Annotated in this window: 15 protein-coding genes; 9 read left to right on the top strand and 6 right to left on the bottom strand. The window is 35.5% G+C overall.

Features of this window, described 5'->3' with window-relative positions; genetic code table 11:
• Window positions 1-26 precede the first annotated feature (26 nt).
• Window positions 27-842 (bottom strand): ZIP family metal transporter, encoded by an 816-nt coding sequence (locus G8Y85_RS06775; protein WP_165805601.1) that lies wholly within the window; start codon window positions 840-842, stop codon window positions 27-29.
• 112 nt (window positions 843-954) lie between these two features.
• Here G8Y85_RS06775 and G8Y85_RS06770 point away from each other — a divergent pair, with 112 nt between their 5' ends.
• The 6 genes from G8Y85_RS06770 (at window position 955) to G8Y85_RS06745 (ending at window position 9235) form a co-directional block, all read left to right on the top strand.
• Complete coding sequence (locus G8Y85_RS06770; protein WP_103346034.1) at window positions 955-2832, top strand: ABC-F family ATP-binding cassette domain-containing protein; 1878 nt, start codon at window positions 955-957, stop codon at window positions 2830-2832.
• Between the two features lie 10 nt (window positions 2833-2842).
• Window positions 2843-4633: a DNA helicase RecQ gene (gene recQ / locus G8Y85_RS06765; RefSeq protein ID WP_037567813.1), complete on the top strand. Its 1791-nt coding sequence runs from the start codon at window positions 2843-2845 to the stop codon at window positions 4631-4633.
• A gap of 177 nt (window positions 4634-4810) precedes the next feature.
• Window positions 4811-5764, top strand: coding sequence for an ABC transporter ATP-binding protein (locus tag G8Y85_RS06760; RefSeq protein ID WP_103346035.1), 954 nt, complete (start codon window positions 4811-4813; stop codon window positions 5762-5764).
• Entirely contained in the window at window positions 5761-7275 is a 1515-nt protein-coding gene (locus G8Y85_RS06755) for a glycine betaine ABC transporter substrate-binding protein (RefSeq protein WP_165805600.1), read from the top strand. Before G8Y85_RS06760 ends, G8Y85_RS06755 begins: the two co-directional genes overlap by 4 nt.
• A gap of 305 nt (window positions 7276-7580) precedes the next feature.
• Window positions 7581-8630 (top strand): histidinol-phosphate transaminase, encoded by a 1050-nt coding sequence (gene hisC / locus G8Y85_RS06750; RefSeq protein WP_103346037.1) that lies wholly within the window; start codon window positions 7581-7583, stop codon window positions 8628-8630.
• A 74-nt stretch (window positions 8631-8704) separates the two neighbouring features.
• Window positions 8705-9235 (top strand): 5' nucleotidase, NT5C type, encoded by a 531-nt coding sequence (locus G8Y85_RS06745; RefSeq protein ID WP_081858238.1) that lies wholly within the window; start codon window positions 8705-8707, stop codon window positions 9233-9235.
• 61 nt (window positions 9236-9296) lie between these two features.
• Here the strand turns inward: G8Y85_RS06745 and G8Y85_RS06740 are convergent, their stop codons facing one another.
• From G8Y85_RS06740 to G8Y85_RS06725, 4 genes are all read right to left on the bottom strand, one after another.
• Window positions 9297-10226, bottom strand: coding sequence for a diacylglycerol/lipid kinase family protein (locus G8Y85_RS06740; RefSeq protein ID WP_037567823.1), 930 nt, complete (start codon window positions 10224-10226; stop codon window positions 9297-9299).
• Between the two features lie 322 nt (window positions 10227-10548).
• Window positions 10549-12060, bottom strand: coding sequence for a peptide MFS transporter (locus G8Y85_RS06735; RefSeq protein ID WP_037567826.1), 1512 nt, complete (start codon window positions 12058-12060; stop codon window positions 10549-10551).
• Window positions 12061-12472: 412 nt separating this feature from the next.
• Entirely contained in the window at window positions 12473-12973 is a 501-nt protein-coding gene (gene queF / locus G8Y85_RS06730; RefSeq protein ID WP_037567828.1) for a preQ(1) synthase, read from the bottom strand.
• A gap of 13 nt (window positions 12974-12986) precedes the next feature.
• Complete coding sequence (locus G8Y85_RS06725; protein ID WP_165805599.1) at window positions 12987-13871, bottom strand: DMT family transporter; 885 nt, start codon at window positions 13869-13871, stop codon at window positions 12987-12989.
• 709 nt (window positions 13872-14580) lie between these two features.
• Here G8Y85_RS06725 and nrdI point away from each other — a divergent pair.
• From nrdI to nrdF, 3 genes are all read left to right on the top strand, one after another.
• Complete coding sequence (gene nrdI, locus G8Y85_RS06720; RefSeq protein ID WP_037567834.1) at window positions 14581-14970, top strand: class Ib ribonucleoside-diphosphate reductase assembly flavoprotein NrdI; 390 nt, start codon at window positions 14581-14583, stop codon at window positions 14968-14970.
• Window positions 14942-17047, top strand: coding sequence for a class 1b ribonucleoside-diphosphate reductase subunit alpha (gene nrdE, locus G8Y85_RS06715; protein WP_060552442.1), 2106 nt, complete (start codon window positions 14942-14944; stop codon window positions 17045-17047). The genes nrdI and nrdE overlap by 29 nt, the downstream gene beginning before the upstream one ends.
• A gap of 213 nt (window positions 17048-17260) precedes the next feature.
• Window positions 17261-18232 (top strand): class 1b ribonucleoside-diphosphate reductase subunit beta, encoded by a 972-nt coding sequence (gene nrdF, locus G8Y85_RS06710; RefSeq protein ID WP_037567838.1) that lies wholly within the window; start codon window positions 17261-17263, stop codon window positions 18230-18232.
• Between the two features lie 57 nt (window positions 18233-18289).
• Here nrdF and G8Y85_RS06705 read toward each other — a convergent pair whose 3' ends face one another.
• A complete protein-coding gene (locus G8Y85_RS06705) occupies window positions 18290-18604 on the bottom strand; it encodes a CHY zinc finger protein (protein ID WP_037567840.1) in 315 nt (104 codons plus the stop codon).
• Window positions 18605-18608 lie beyond the last annotated feature (4 nt).

Here is an 18608-nt window from a genome sequence, read left to right as displayed (position 1 = left end):
TTATATTCATTTTCATTATTTGACCGTTAGCCTAAAGCAACATCGAGGATCATCATAAGTGTGAAGCCACCCATTAAACTTAATGTAGCTAAATCGGTATTTTTCGCTGATTGCGAATCAGGAATCAGTTCTTCAACGACTACAAAAATCATTGCACCAGCGGCAAAAGCAAGGGCATAAGGTAAAATGGGTGTTACGACGATTACGGCTGCAGCACCTATGACAGCGAATACGGGTTCAACTAAGGCTGAAGCTTGTCCATAATTAAACGCTTTCCATTTACTACTGCCTGCCGCCCGAATAGGCAAGGAAAGTGCAGCACCTTCTGGGATGTTTTGAATGCCGATACCAATTGCCAATCCTAAAGCCCCTAGTAAAGTGGCATGTGTGTTGCCAGTGGCAATCCCACCGAAAGCAACACCTACTGCTAAACCTTCTGGAATATTGTGCAACGTAATGGCTAAAAACAATAACGTATTTTTATTTAAATTTGTAGGAACGCCTTCTTGTTTTTGGGATTCGTCATTTGTATTTCGATGCATATGTGGGATGACATAATCGAGCGAACGTATGAAAAGGCCCCCTAATAAAAATCCAATTGCGGCAGGCATCCAAGGTACCGCGCTGTCTGAACTACTCTCAATCGCAGGCTGTAATAATGACCAAAAACTCGCAGCGATCATAATGCCAGCTGCAAATCCTTGCATAGAGTTCAAAACTTTTTCATTAACTTTTTTAAAATTAAAAACAGTTGCCGCACCAACAGCTGTCAGTAACCAAGTGATGGTTCCGGCACATAATGCCTGAAGTGTGGGCGACAACGACGAAAGAAAATCCAACATTACAAAAGGCTCCTTATATCATTTGAAATCAAAAAAGTGTATAATATATAGAACTGATTTAAGCGTAACAAATAATCAAGAGTAAATCTATAAGAAAAAGGAAGTATTAGCGTTGGAAGCGTTTAAAATAGAACACCTACATAAATCTTATGCAGATAAAGTGATATTTGATGACTTAGCATTATCCATTTCTAACCAAGAGCGAATTGGGTTAGTGGGTATAAATGGAACAGGGAAAAGTTCATTACTTAAAGTGATTGCTGGCCTTGATGATGATTTTACAGCACAAGCGACACATCCTAAACAGTACAAAATCCGCTATGCTGCGCAAAAAGAAGATATGGACCCTTCATCAACTGTGTATGATGTCGTTTATCAAGCTGAAACGGATGCACTCCAAACGATTAAACGTTATGAACTAGCCGTGGCACAATATAGTACGCATCCATCAGATCAAGCGTTCAATGAAATGATGGATGCACAGGCACAGATGGATAATAAAGGCGTTTGGGACTATAGTGCTGAAATTAAAACCATCTTATCAAAATTGGGGATTCACGATACAACGCAACAGGTAAGCACATTGTCGGGTGGACAACAAAAACGGGTTATTTTAGCACGCACATTGATTGAAAAGCCTGATTTATTGCTCCTCGATGAACCAACGAACCATTTGGACTTTGAATCGATTCAATGGCTTATCAATTTTGTAAAAACGTATCCGAAAACGGTAATGTTCGTGACACATGATCGCTATTTTTTAAATGAAGTATCGACACGCATCGTAGAACTAAAAAATGGTCAACTGTATTCTTATCCAGGTAATTACGAGACATATATTGCGATGCGTTCTGAACGTGAAATGATTGAACAACAACAACAAGTGAAACAACGTGCGTTATATAGGCAAGAGTTAGAATGGATGCGCGCAGGTGTTAAAGCACGAACGACGAAACAACAAGCCCGTAAAGATCGCTTTGAGCGCATAGAACAACAAGTAAAATCACATAAAGTTCAAGAAAAGGGGGAACTGAATTTAGCACATGCACGCTTAGGAAAACAAGTGTTTGAGCTTGAGGCAGTAGGTAAAGCGATTCAAGATAAAACATTATTCAAATCTTTTTCTACAATTATTCAAAAAGGGATGCGTATTGGTATCGTTGGCCCCAATGGTGTAGGTAAGACGACACTACTTAATATTATTGCAGGTGTGGATGACAATTTTGAGGGTGTTCTAAAAGTTGGGCAAACGGTCAAAGTAGCCTATTTTAAGCAAACAGATGAGCATTTAAATCGTGATGTACGCGTCATCGACTTCTTACGTGAAGAAAGTGAAGTTGCACGTCAAAAAGATGGTACGATGGTATCTGTTACTCAATTATTAGAACAATTTTTATTTCCAAGTGCTACGCATGGTAAAAAGGTGTACAAACTTTCTGGTGGCGAACAAAAGCGCTTATATTTACTTAAATTACTTGTACATCAACCGAATGTACTTATTTTAGACGAACCCACAAATGATTTAGATACAGAGACGTTAACTATTTTAGAGGATTATATTCACCATTTCGGTGGCACGGTTATAACTGTAAGTCACGACCGCTACTTTTTAAATAAAGTCGTAGATACTTATTGGTACATTCATAATGAAAAAATTGATGTTATTGTAGGTCAATTTGAAGATTATATGACCTACAAAAAATCACTAGAAGCAAGCCTCCAATCTTCAAAACCAGCATTAACAAAATCTACTGCGCCTAAAAAGAAACAAAAGGGGTTATCGTATAAAGAAAAACGTGAATATGATATGTTAATGACGCGTATAGAAGAAACTGAATCACGGTTATCGGAAATAGAACAAGAAATGATTGAAGCAAGCGCAGATTATGGCTTGATTAAGCAATTGAATGATGAAAAAGAAAGTTTAGAAGCACAATACGATAAAGACATCACGAGATGGAGCGAACTTGAGGAAATTATTGAACAGTAAGAGGGATAAAATGGAACAAACACTGTCACATTATTTTGGATATAAGCGTTTTCGTCCAGGGCAAAAAGAGATTATTACCCGTGTACTTAACCAGCAACATACGTTAGGTGTTTTACCAACTGGCGGTGGGAAATCCATTTGTTACCAAGTGCCGGGACTTATGCTAGGGGGAACAACACTTGTTATAAGCCCACTCATCTCATTAATGAAAGATCAAGTAGATCAATTACATACGATGGGGATTTCTGCTGCATACTTAAATAGTAGTCTATCGCTAAAAGCACAAAAAGAAATTGAAGCGCAACTATTAAACGGTGCGTTACAATTTTTATATATTGCCCCAGAGCGCCTTGAAAATGAAACGTTTTTAAGGTTGCTATGTCGTGTAAATATTAAGCTTGTTGCTTTTGATGAAGCACATTGTATCTCTAAATGGGGACATGATTTTAGACCAAGTTACCAGGCGGTCATTCATCGTGTATTGGCGATGCCACAACAATTTGCGATTGTGGCTTTAACAGCAACAGCGACGACAGAAGTTCAACAAGACATTATGTCACGATTAGGTATTCATCCGAACCATCTCATTAAAACGAGTATTAAACGTCCTAATCTTTTATTTAAAGTCGATCATACGTACCAACGTCAAAAGTTTGTGTTAGATTATGTTCAATCACATTCCAAAGTCTCAGGCATTATTTACTGTTCGACACGTAAACAAGTTGAAGCAATGTATGAGGCGTTGCGAGATGCAGATATTCCAGCAACTTATTACCATGCGGGTTTAACCGCAAAGCAACGCGATGAAGCACAACATGCGTTTTTATATGACAAAAAGCGCGTCGTTGTTGCAACCAATGCGTTTGGAATGGGGATTGATAAATCCAATGTGCGGTATGTAATTCATTATAATATGCCTGGTGATTTAGAATCCTACTACCAAGAAGCAGGACGTGCTGGTCGTGACGGTCTTGAAAGTGATTGTATTTTGCTATTTAGCGACAGAGATATTGCGCTCCATCAGTATTTTATTTCAACATCCTCAGCAGATGATGATTATAAAGAGAAGATGGGTGACAAATTGACCAAAATGATTCAATATACGAAAACAAATAAATGTTTAGAAGCCACATTGGTACATTATTTTGAACCGAATGAAAAATTAGCAGAGTGTCAGAAATGCAGTAATTGCGAGGCACAGAATAAAACATATGATATGACTAAAGAGGCAAAAATGATTGTAAGTTGTGTCATTCGGTTAGGACAAAAAGAAGGGTATCAAACGGTCATTCAAGTTTTACGTGGTGAAACATCAGATTATTTAAATCACAATCAGTTTTATACGTTGTCAACGTACGGGATAATGAAAGACTATACAACTGGTGAATTGCACCATTTAATTGATGAACTGCGTTTTAAAGGTTATTTAAATGAATATGATGAGAAGTTGATGTGTGACCCATCCGTTGGACAATTATTAAATGAAAACATCAAAATCAAAACGACGCCATTCAAAACAAAATCGAAAGAACGCGTAAATATTAACACGATTGAAGGTGTCGATCGTCACTTGTTTGATGCTTTAAGTGAAGTGAGACAACAAATGAGTGATAAATTGGATGTACCACCGATTAATATCTTCTCAGACTATACTTTAGAGGAATTCGCTAAACGTAAACCAACTACTAAACAAGAAATGATTCAAATAGAAGGTGTCGGAAGTTATAAATTAAAGCATTATTGTCCGCCATTTTTAGATGCTATACAGGCATATAAACAATTGGGACAGACTTCTATTTAATGTTAAGTTTGTATCAAATCATAGAAGAAAAGGCATGCGCAATATAAATGTGCACGCCTTTTTTTGTAGTGAGCATGCCTTAATATTGCGTTAAATTTACTTAATTTAAAAGCTTAATATTAGTAAGATAGGGTATACTTTTTACAATGATATTAAATTAAAAAATGAGGTTAAATAATGATTAAATTCGAGGATGTTACGAAAAGTTATGGTAATAAAGTCGTCGTTAATAAAGTAAACCTTAACATTAAAGAAGGTGAGTTTTTTGTACTTATCGGTCCATCTGGATCTGGTAAAACCACGACGATGAAAATGATTAACCGACTCATCCCTTTAACAGATGGTTTTATATATTTTAATAATAAGCCAATAAGCGATTATTCTGTTTACGAAATGCGTTGGGATATGGGGTATGTGTTACAGCAAATCGCGTTGTTCCCGCACATGACCATACGTGATAATATTGCACAAGTCCCTCTAATGAAGTCGTGGACTCAAAATGAAATTGATCATCGTGTAGACGAACTTCTTAAAATGGTCAATTTAGATCCCAATACATATCGTCATCGAAAACCTGATGAATTATCAGGAGGTCAGCGTCAACGTGTAGGTGTGGTGCGAGCATTAGCGGCCGATCCACCTGTCATTCTTATGGATGAACCATTTAGTGCGTTAGACCCAATTACTCGAGAAAACCTGCAAGATGATTTATTACGTTTACAAGCTCAAATTAAAAAAACAATCGTGTTTGTCACTCATGATATTGAAGAAGCATTTAAACTGGGTGATCGCATTTGTCTTCTAAATGAAGGTAAAGTCGAACAAATTGGTACACCTAATGAATTCATACAACATCCTAAGAATGCGTTTGTGAAACAATTTATAGGAGATTTATCCGGAGTATTTTTAAATCATTTCACACTTGGAAAGGTAGCTGAGTTAATCGGCACGCCTATCGACAAAAGTGATGACATGATAAAAGTTGACGGGGAGCGTTACGTTAGTGACATATATGGAGAACTTGCTTCACATGAAGGTGTTATCGTACATTCTTCACAACAATTATGGAAGTTGACGAGACAAGATATTTTCAAGTTCTTATCTACACATCGGGCAGGTGATAGAAGGTGACAGAATTTTTAACTACGTTGAACGAACGGAAAGGTCAATTACTTTCAACACTTATAGAACACATACAGTTATCTTTTATTGCATTACTTATTGCCGTATTAATCGGTGTCCCTTTAGGGATTTTATTAACCAAACAAAAAAATGTTGCTGAAGTGATCATCAATATTGCCGCGGTTTTACAAACGATTCCTTCATTAGCGTTACTAGGACTAATGATTCCACTCTTTGGTATTGGGACAGTACCAGCGATCATTGCTTTAGTCGTCTATGCTTTATTACCAATTTTAAGAAATACCTATACTGGCGTGACGGGGGTTGATCCCTCACTTATCGAGGCTGCTAAAGGGATTGGTATGAAACCGATAAGACGTCTGACAAAGGTAGAATTACCGTTAGCAATGCCAGTGATTATGGCGGGAATCAGAACAGCCATGGTGCTCATTATTGGTACAGCAACGCTCGCAGCGTTAATTGGTGCTGGTGGATTAGGGGACCTTATTTTATTAGGTATTGACCGTAACAATGCATCACTCATTCTCATCGGTGCGATACCAGCGGCATTGCTTGCTATTTTGTTTGATATTGTATTACGCATTTTAGGACGTATGTCTTACCGCAAAATGTTAATCACTTTAGGTGCCATTTTACTAGTGATGTTCTTTGTCACGATTGCACCTCTATTTTCACAAAAAGAAGAAAAAGTTACGTTGGCAGGTAAATTAGGAACTGAACCGTCAATCATCACGAACATGTATAAGATTTTAGTTGAACAAGATACGAAATATAAAGTAAATGTTCAAGACGGTATGGGTAAAACGACTTTTCTTTTTAATGCTTTAAAAGCAGATGAAATTGATGGTTATTTAGAATTTACGGGAACAGTGTTAGGAGAACTTACAAAAGAATCTCCTAAATCTAAAATGGAAAAAACAGTTTATCAACAAGCGAATGATAGTTTAGCACGTCAATATGATATGGAAATGCTCAAACCAATGAAATATAATAACACCTATGCATTAGCAGTGAAACGAGACTTTGCTGAAAAACATCATTTGAAAACGATTGGTGACTTGAAAAAAGTTGAAGATGACATTCGACCTGGATTTACTTTGGAATTTAATGATCGTGGCGATGGTTATAAAGCGATTCAACAAACGTATGATTTAAAATTTAAAAACGTTAAAACGATGGAACCGAAATTAAGATATCAAGCGATTGAGAAAGATGATATTAATTTAATTGATGCGTATTCTACAGATGCTGAACTGAAACAATACGATATGGTCGTTTTAAAAGACGATAAGAAAAGTTTTCCACCATATCAGGGCGCGCCACTATTTAAAAAAGCATTTATTAAAGAGCACCCTGATGTAGAAAAAGCACTCAATCAATTAGAAGGAAAAATCTCTGATGAAGAGATGCAAGAAATGAACTATCGTGTGGCTGAAAAAGGTGAAGATCCTTATAAAGTGGCTAAAGATTATTTGAAAAAAGAAGGATTGGTTCACTAAAGCACACACGCGTGCGTTATTGATGCGCATTGTGATAGTACATTATCGAAAGTGTTAAATTTAAGCGTATGAACTTGTCTCATATTTAAATTGATAAGTCTTCAAAATGGATGTAAAGATGCATTTTGAAGACTTTTTTATGTGACCATTCATCACCGGTTACTTTATTTTTCATCTATACTTTGACGCTTTAAAGCAAATATGTAATAATTGAATTTATATTAAAAAAGTATAGCGTTTTTAACCGATTATCGTTATAATAGAAAACATATTTTAAAAATTCTGAATATTGGAGGCGGTCGTTCATGAAATCGCAAATTGCACAATTACGTGCATATCAACCTGGGTTATCACCAGAGGCGCTAAAAAAGAAATATGGTATTGAAGGTGATTTGCATAAACATGCGTCAAATGAAAACGTCTTTGGACCTTCTCCAAAAGTAAAAGAAGCCATCCAAACACATGTTGATGATTTATATTTATATCCAGAACCGAATGCGCCATTATTACAGCAAGCTATCGCAGACCACTATCATATCGATCCGAATCGTATTCTCTTTGGCGCGGGTCTTGATGAGATGATTGTTATTATTTCGAGAGCATTATTACGTGCAGGGGATAAAGTGGTAACAAGCGAGGCAACATTTGGGCAATATTATCATAATGCAGTAGTTGAAGATGCGAATATGGTTCAAGTGCCTTTAAAAGATGGTAAATTCGATTTAGACGCGATTGCAGAAGCGGTAGATGCATCTACATCAGTAGTATGGATTTGTAATCCTAACAATCCGACAGGTACGTATCATTCACATGATGCGATTGAGGCTTTTATTAAAAAAGTACCATCAGATGTTACCATTATTTTAGATGAAGCGTATGCTGAGTATGTGACTGCAGACGATTTTCCGCGGACACTTGAATTAATGGAAATTTATCCGAATGTCGCAATGTTACGAACGTTTTCTAAAGCATATGCACTCGCAGCCTTGCGTATCGGGTATCTGATTACGACGGATACATTAGCCTCTAAGCTCAACGTATTACGCCCACCATTTAACACGACGCGTCTTTCAGAACAGGCAGCATTAGCAGCACTTAAAGATCAAACCCATTTACAAAAAGCGGTTGAGATCAATGATGCAGAGCGCCAAAAATGCTATGCCATTGATACGAATCTTAAAATTTATCCATCGCAAACTAACTTTATTTTTGTCGAAACGTCTCAAGCTTCAGAATTAAATGAAGCCTTATTAAGAGCAGGTATCATCGCGCGCTTATTCCCTAACGGTGTTCGTATTACTTTAGGTTTTCCTGAACAAAATGATGTCATCCGTGAGGTGTTAGCACAATTCTAAACTGATAACATGAATTCCAATCTTGTGTTTGATATAATCGACCTAATGAAGTAAACAAGGAGCGATTTGAAATTATGAGACAATCGATAGGCATCGATATGGATGAAGTGCTTGCAGATACGTTTGGTGCAATAATAGATGAGTTTAACCGACGAACACAATTAGGTGTGACTGTAGAACACATTTTAGGCAAGAAAATTTATGATATTATGCCTGAACATGCTGCTGAAATTAGAGATATTCTCGCTTCTGATGGCTTCTTTAGACGTCTTAAAGTGATAGAAGATGCACAAGAGGTTGTGCGTAAATTATCTAATCATTATGATATTTATATTGTTACGGCTGCTATGGATGTGCCATCTTCATTCCACGATAAATATGAATGGCTCAAAGAACATTTTCCATTTTTAGATTCACAACAATTTGTATTTTGTGGTCGTAAAAATATTGTGGCTACAGATTATCTCATTGATGATAATCCAAAACAACTAGGTATTCATACAGGGAAACCGTTAATGTTTTCAGCGCCACATAATCGTGATAATACTGACTTTGAACGCCTAAATAATTGGAAAGAAGTCGAAGCATACTTTTTAGGGGCATAGTGGTAAAACATTATTAAGTAAAATAAAAGGAATGGGGCTGTGAAAGTGGCCCCATTCCTTTTTAATTATTTTGATTAGCTTCAGACGCCGTTAACAATTTGATCTTTTGAGGGTGTATCTCAATGGTGATAGGTGTTTCAAAATTAATTTCACCATCCACATCAACACGCATCTTAGGAGAAGTCGACAAATGGATATGATGACTTGGGATGTGTTTAATATTCTCACTAATCTCATTCCATGTCATACTATCTCGCAAACTAAACATGTCTTTAAGAATACTAATACTATAGTTATTGAAAACAAATGTACTTAACTGACCATCAGAAGGTGACAAATCGGTCATTGGTATTTTACCACCACCAATAAAACGGCCATTGGCGAAAAGAATCATTGAGGTTTCACCGGAGTAAGTTTTTCCATCGATTTCAAGGTCATAATTAAAATGTTCTGGATTGGCTAAAGTTTTAAAAGTTGAGGAAATGTAACTTAGTTTTCCGAAAACATCTTTAGACTTACCCTCTACATTTTCAGCATTTTGAACCATAAGTCCAATTCCCGCAAAATTTAAAGCATATTGGTCATTCACTTTCATCACATCATAAGATTTAGGTTCTGATAGAAGTAGATCATGTGCTGCATCACCTGCATTGTTTGAAAGGTTTAACGTCTTTGCAAAATCATTAAATGTCCCTCCTGGAATTACTCCAACAGGAAGGTCTAATTCATTTTTTAAGACACCATTGATTAATTCATTGACTGTACCGTCACCGCCTAAAATAAAAAGAACATCAATGTCATCAGCGTTATTGGACTGCGCAATTTGTTCGCAATAACGTTCGATATCTCCTTCGTTTTCACTCAGTTGAATTGAGAACTTCTTGCATAATTGTGTTAATGCGACAGTGACTTCGCCTAACCCTTCATGAATTTTATTTAACCCTGAATGTTGATGATAAAATAATAATCCATTGTTATATTGATATGCCATACAACTTCCTTCTTTCATTAAACCTATTTACTGACATATATACCGCATTGAAATGTTTTTTAATCCTCTTTATGTGAATTCGTTAAAAAATCAACCGTAAGGATAAACATTGCTTTAGTGTGGGGGAACATACGATGGCTATATAAAAAGGGGATTTGACTCTTCTGAAATGAGAGCACTCGTACATGGCTATTAAGAAATTGAATAAAGGTGCTTCTCTCACTTTCGCGCCATCATTAAAATCATTACTAGAGCGCAAATAAATAGCCCCTCAACGTTCGTAGATAACTATTTTGAAGGGCATAGCTTGCATGTAACGTATTTATTTTACACCTTGCATTAATTTTCTAATGAATGGTGAGATGAGGAAAAGTAATATACCGATAACAATAGCGACAATACCTGAATACATAAAATACTTGTTAGGGTCGATAGATGTATAAACTTCAACCATCTGAGCATTTAAACCTTGAGCCATTGCATTGGATAAGAACCAAATACTCATCATTTGAGCAGTAAATGCTTCAGGTGCCAACTTTGTTGTCGTAGATAATCCAATTGGAGAAATACATAATTCACCTAACGTTACGATTAGGAAACTCGCGATTAACCAAAATGGATTTATTAACGGTGCGTCCGCTGATAATGGCACGACCATAATTAAATAAGAGACACCCGCTAAAATAACACCAATAGCAAATTTAAGTACAGTAGGAGGATTAAAGCGTCCTAATTTTACCCAAAGAATAGAAAACAATGGCGCCAATAATACAATAAAAAATGGATTTAATGATTGGAACCATGCAGGCGGGATATGGAAATCAATGAGACCACCTGTTACTTTAGCTAAACTCAATTGTGTTTTAGTGTCAGCGAATTGTGCGAGGACTGTAGAACCTTGTTCTTGAATCATCCAGAACGCAACGGATGCTATGAATAATGGAAAATATGCAAAAACGCGTTTGCGCTCATAACTTTTTGTTTTCTTACTGATAATGATTTTACCGAAGTATAATAATGGAATGACAACGCCAAGAATTGTTACCAAGTTAGCAAAATTAGACAACGTCATCATATTTAAATAAGCTGACACCAATGTTAATAATGCTAGAACTACAACTACGATGGCAACAATTTTAATAATTTTAATACGTTCTGCTTTAGATAAAGGGTCTGGTACTTCGAGACCAGCCACACCTAAATTTTTCTTGTTCGTAATTAAATAAGTGAGCAATCCAAGGAACATACCTACAGCGGCAATTGCAAAACCTAAATGGAAACCAATATTGGCTTGTGTCCATCCTACAAGTAATGGCGAAATTAATGCACCTAAATTGATCGACATGTAAAAAATGGTAAATGCTGCGTCTAAGCGTGGGTCATTTTTATCATAAAGAAGCCCAACAGTTGATGAAATATTAGGTTTTAATAGCCCTGTACCAATAATTAAAAATAGTAACGCAATAAGAAGTAATGTGAAGTTGTTCGGCAGTGATAAAAGAATGTGACCGACCATAATAAGAACGCCACCATAAAATAGTGCGTGTCGAGTACCTGTAATACGATCGGCAATCCAACCGCCAATAACACCACTCATATAAATAAGTGCACCATAAATGGATACAATTTGTAGTGCTAATCCTTGATCAAGTCCAAATCCACCATTTGAGACGGAGTAATAGATATAATAAGCTAAAATTGCTCTCATACCATAATAACTAAATCGTTCCCAGAATTCTGTGAAAAAGAGTGTACTTAACCCTTTTGGATGCCCGAAGAACCCTTTGCGGGGCGTACTAGCAAGGATTTCTTCTTTGCTATAGTGTTGATTCATCTAATCATTTCCCCCCTAAATGTTGAACATAGAACCATTTTAAACCTAATGTAAATTTTTAACAAGAAAATTCAGTAAATTTTGAATGATTCAGAGGCAAATTCGTGACAAATGCTAACTAAATGCCATGTTTTTAATATTAAATACTACTTCACAATAATATTGATAAAGCAAAATCAAAAAACCTTCAAAATTCATCATAATGTGAATTTTGAAGGTGATATAAGTCTTCAGTTGGTAGAAACCGAACTATTTAAGATGTAAAATGTGCACTGTTTCCAAACGGAGTTGTATGTTCAATTTCATTGCGCTTGAACGCTTAAGGTAAATAGCTATAATGTATCAATGGTTAAAGACAAACCGCTTTATGCAATTTGAAGCATAATCGTTAAAATTAATAACAAATCAATGCTTATCGGTTATCAATATTTTCAGGATACATATCGTGATTCATGAGACGATGTTCGGCCATTTTTTCATATTTTGAATTAGGGCGACCATAGTTTGTATAAGGATCGATTGAAATACCGCCACGTGGCGTAAATTTGCCCCAAACTTCGATGTAGTGAGGATCCATTAAGTCAATTAAATCATTCATAATAATATTCATGCAGTCTTCATGAAAATCGCCATGATTTCTAAAACTAAATAAGTATAATTTTAATGATTTAGATTCGACCATTTTAACATTTGGAATATATGAAATATAAATTGTTGCAAAGTCGGGTTGTCCCGTAATTGGACATAAAGATGTGAATTCTGGACAATTGAATTTCACAAAATAGTCGCGCCCTTGGTGTTTATTATCAAATGATTCGAGCACATCAGGGCGGTAATCAAATTCATATTTGTTATTTTGATTGCCAAGTAAAGTGATGTCTTGCAGTTCGTCTTTAGAACGTCCTTCTGTCATAGTATGACCTCCATTAATTTGATGTGTTTTTATGAGATTGTTGAGCACGTGTTTCTTGTCTTGCTTTTTCAAACATAAAGTAACTTGCGCTTAAAATAATGACGTAACCGATGACAGCGATAAAATCGGGGGATTCGCCAAATAAAATAAAACCTATACATGCAGTAAAGATAATAGATGCGTAAGTGAAAATAGATATGTCTTTTGCAGGTGCATAACTATAGGCAACAGTAATTCCGATTTGACCCACAGCTGCGGATAGTCCGGCTAAAACAAGATAAATGATTTGTATTGTTGTCATAGGTTGATACGTAAATATGACGAACGGAAAAAGTGCAACGACTGAAAATAGTGAGAAATAAAAAACAATCGTATAAGGTGCCTCTCTCGTACTCAATGCACGCACTGCTGTATAGGCTGCTGCTGCAAAAATACCAGATAATAAGCCCATTAAGGCAGGTATGATATCTGATGAAAATTCAGGTTTGACTACAAACAACATACCAATAATGGCAATCATCATTGCTGTAATTTGATATTTTTGAATGTATTCTTTTAAGAAGATAAGACTTAATAGAATCGTCCAAAAGGGGTTAAGTTTCATTAAAATGTCAGCATCACTTAAAACCATATGATCGATGGCATAAATATTAAGAAGTACACCCGTTAATCCAAGTATTGAGCGTGTGATCAAAAGGGGTTGGCTACTTAGCTTACCAAACATGGGTTGCTGATATTTTATAATAAAAAATAAGGGTATCAACATCGCGACTAAATTACGTGCTAATGATTTTTGAAAGACTGGTAAATCACCAGCAAGACGAAAAAAAACTGCCATAAAACTAAATCCAATAGCAGATATCAAGATAGCGATGATGCCTTTCATTTTTGAATTCATAATATCGCCTCTTATTTTTAAAATCAATGTGTTTATAGTAGCATAGTTTCATCTTTTATGCATAAGAAGTTGCAAAAATTTCATAATAACGTTACACTAAAAACGAACAAATGTTCGGTATAATACTACTTTCTGCATCGAAAGTCAAGCCATATTAGATAGATAAATTGATAAAAATTAGGCTTTCAATTTTCATGAATTTTCATTTGTTGATATGACCGCATTTGGTGACAATCGGTGTCAAAAAAATTTTTTTCTGCTTTAAAAACTATGGCGACTGATGTACAATGAAACACATAATATAGTATGAACTTAGAACGTTAAACACAATATATAGTGTTTTAAAGGGGTAATACATAATACGAAACTACAAGTAGTAAGCAAGATTACACTTTTGGATGAGGATGAAAACCCTCTCATTTACAACATCTTGTAGTTACGTTTAATCAGTCGGTTAACACTAAAAGAAAAGGGGAACGCTTTTATCACACCCTCATTTAAATGATTAAAACAACCGAAATATATGTTCGCGTCTATGTCATTTTATTAAGAGATTGCTATCTTCTGTTATTTAACTCTTTTTTATTTTACCAATAAAACATAATGCGCCATACGTCATACACAAATGATAAGTAACCAGATTAAATAGATAAGCAACATGTTGAGTCAAAGCACGTTTAATAGCGCACAAGAAAGGAAGTCCTTGAGTATGAAAGTGGTATTTTATTCTTTTACAGGAAATGTTAAACGTTTTATTAAACGAACAGAGCTTACCGACACAATGGAGTTGACTGAAAACTGTGCCTCAGAGCGTATTGAGGACCCATTTATTATTGTAACAGGGACTATTGGCTTTGGTGAGGTACCTCAGCCAGTAAAACAATTTTTAAATGTAAACCATGACAATTTAAGAGGTGTAGCCGCTAGCGGTAATCGAAATTGGGGACAAAATTTTGCAAAAGCGGGCATTGCGATTGCAGATGAATATAATGTCCCATTGTTAATGAAATTTGAATTGCATGGAAGTATACAAGATACGAAGGAATTTAAGGAGAAGGTGGTTAATTTTTATGAAGACAATGGAACAAAAGCAGTATAATCATATCGAATTGAATAACCAAGTCACTAAGCGTAATGAAACAGGCTTTTTTGATCTAGAAAAAGATCAACAAGCGCTTGAAGTTTACTTAGAAGAAATTGACGATAAAACAGTAAAATTCGATAGTGAAATAGAACGTTTACATTTTTTAGTTGATCAAAACTTCTACTATAATGTATTTAAAGATTACAGCGAAGAAAAATTAAATGAAATTATCACCTTTGCTAATGCTATTCCATTCCATTTTGCAAGTTATATGTCAGCAAGTAAATTTTTTAAAGACTATGCGTTAAAAACAAATGATAAAGCCAAATATCTTGAAAATTATCATCAACATGTTGTGATAGTGTCACTTTATTTAGCAAATGGACAAGTTGAATTGGCAAAGCAATTTGTACGTGCCATGATTGAACAACGCTATCAACCAGCGACACCGACCTTTTTAAATGCGGGTCGTGCGCGTCGTGGAGAGCTTGTGTCTTGTTTTTTATTAGAAGTGGACGATAGCTTAAATTCAATTAACTTTATAGATTCAACAGCCAAACAACTTAGTAAAATTGGTGGCGGTGTAGCCATTAACCTTTCTAAACTACGTGCACGTGGTGAAGCAATTAAAGGCATTAAAGGTGTGGCTAAAGGTGTGCTACCTGTTGCAAAAGCACTTGAGGGCGGATTTAGTTATGCGGATCAACTTGGCCAACGACCAGGTGCGGGTGCTGTATATTTAAATATTTTCCATTATGATGTCGAGGAATTTTTAGATACTAAAAAAGTAAATGCGGACGAAGACTTACGATTATCTACAATTTCTACAGGTTTAATTGTGCCTTCTAAGTTTTTTGAACTCGCGAAGGAAGGCAAAGATTTCTTCATGTTTGCACCGCATACTGTTGAGGCAGAATATGGTGTGACATTAGATGATATTGATATTGATGAATATTACGATCGTCTGGTTGAAAATCCAAACATCATGAAAAAGTCTAAAGATGCGCGTGAAATGTTAAATATGATTGCGCAAACGCAGTTACAATCTGGATATCCTTATTTAATGTTTAAAGACAACGCCAATAAAGTACATCCAAATGCCAATATTGGCCAAATTAAAATGAGTAATTTGTGTACAGAAATCTTCCAACTTCAAGAAACGTCAATTATTAATGACTACGGTGTTGAAGATGAAATTAAACGTGATATTTCATGTAATTTAGGTTCTTTAAATATTGTGAATGTAATGGAATCCAATCGTTTTAGAGATTCTGTTCATACAGGGATGGACGCGCTCACATTCGTCAGTGACGAAGCCAATATCCAAAATGCCCCTGGTGTCAAAAAAGCAAACCGTGAATTACACTCTGTAGGTTTAGGTGTCATGAACTTACACGGGTTTTTAGCTAAAAATCAAATTAATTACGAATCTGAAGAAGCAAAAGATTTCGCAAATGTTTTTTTTATGATGATGAATTTCTATTCATTAGAACGTTCAATGGAAATTGCTAAAGAACGTGGCGAAAAGTTTGCAGATTTCGATAAATCGGATTATGCAAATGGGCGTTATTTTGAAAAATATACGACGCAAGACTTTTTACCAAAGTATGATAAAGTAAAAGCATTATTTGCACATCACACGATTCCGACTAAAGAAGATTGGAAAGCGTTACAACATGAGGTACAACAATACGGTTTATATCATGCTTATCGTCTAGCGATTGCGCCAACACAAAGTATTTCGTACGTACAAAATGCGACAAGTTCAGTCATGCCAATCGTGGATCAAATTGAACGTCGTACGTATGGTAATGCAGAAACATTTTATCCTATGCCATTTTTATCTCCACAAACAATGTGGTATTACAAATCAGCATTCAATACGGATCAAATGAAACTGATTGACCTTATTGCAACTATCCAAACACATATAGACCAAGGTATCTCGACAATTCTTTATGTTAACTCTGAAATTTCGACACGTGAATTATCACGTCTCTATGTCTATGCACATTATAAAGGATTGAAATCGTTATACTACACACGTAACAAATTATTAAGTGTTGAAGAATGTACGAGTTGTTCAGTTTAATTTCAATGGGTTTCTAAATGTATGGGGGACGCATTTACGTTATGGAGAATCAATGTGTACAAACCTTACACGTAATATCCAGGTATGAGTTGATTGGTATGAAGGGAATATCAGACTCATTTGAAGAGAGGTAATATTAAAGATACATGTAGCATGTATGAATATTATCTCTCATTCATCATAATAAGATAAGAATAGGAGATCTAAATTGCGATGATAGCTGTAAATTGGAATACTCAAGAAGATATGACAAATATGTTTTGGCGCCAAAATATTGCACAAATGTGGGTAGAAACAGAATTTAAAGTTTCAAAAGATATTGCAAGTTGGAAAACATTAACAGACGATGAACAAAATGCCTTTAAAAAAGCGCTTGCGGGTTTAACAGGATTAGACACACATCAAGCAGATGATGGCATGCCACTCATCATGTTGCATACGAAAGACTTACGTAAAAAAGCAGTGTATGCATTTATGGGTATGATGGAACAAATCCATGCGAAAAGTTATTCGCATATTTTTACTACGCTGCTGCCATCTAAAGAAACGAACTATTTATTAGATGAATGGGTGTTACAAGAACCGCACTTAAAATTTAAATCTGAAAAAATTGTTGGTACGTATCATAAACTCTGGGGAGAAGAAGCCTCAATTTATGATCAATATATGGCAAGAGTAGCGAGTGTATTTTTAGAAACATTCCTATTTTACTCTGGGTTTTATTATCCACTCTATCTTGCAGGACAAGGTCGTATGACAACGTCAGGAGAAATCATTCGTAAAATTTTACTTGATGAATCGATTCATGGTGTTTTCACTGGTCTTGATGCACAACATTTACGTAATGAATTATCTGAAAGTGAAAAATTAAAAGCAGATCAGGAAATGTATAAATTGCTTGAAGAGCTTTACCAAAATGAAGCGTCATATACACGTGAATTATATGCGCCTTTAGGTCTTGAAGAAGACGTATTGAACTACGTACGCTATAACGGTAACAAAGCATTATCAAACCTTGGATTTGAACCTTATTTTGAGGAACGCGAATTCAATCCGATTATTGAAAATGCGTTAGATACATCTACGAAAAATCATGACTTCTTCTCAGTAAAAGGGGACGGATATGTCCTTGCTTTAAATGTTGAAGGACTTAAAGACGAAGATTTTATATTTGATGATAAATAAAACAAAAAAAGCATATTGTGGCTAAGTATATTCAAATCTTAGCCACAATATGCTTTTTTATATTTCGAAATATAAATGGTAATGTAGCTTACAACGACTGTTGAAATGTGCATTACACCGAGGGCATGCTTCTATAAGCATATACTCATTAATCGTCATTTCATGCTTACAAACACCACATAAAATTGCCTTTTCATTAAATTCATGTTCTTTCCACCGTTTAGGTCGGTGAGATTCCGCTTCGTTATGACATTTGTAACACGGGTAATATTTATTACAACATTTAAACTTAATCGCAATAACATCTAGTATAGTTGAATAATGGACACAACGTGTTTCATCATCAATGACTTGACCATAAACAGTAGGCATCATT

It is taken from the genome of Staphylococcus sp. 11007852 (assembly GCF_011394325.1).
Lineage (GTDB): Bacteria > Bacillota > Bacilli > Staphylococcales > Staphylococcaceae > Staphylococcus > Staphylococcus agnetis.
Note: the sequence above shows the minus strand (reverse complement) of the source record. Positions and strands in the feature narration are given on the sequence as shown.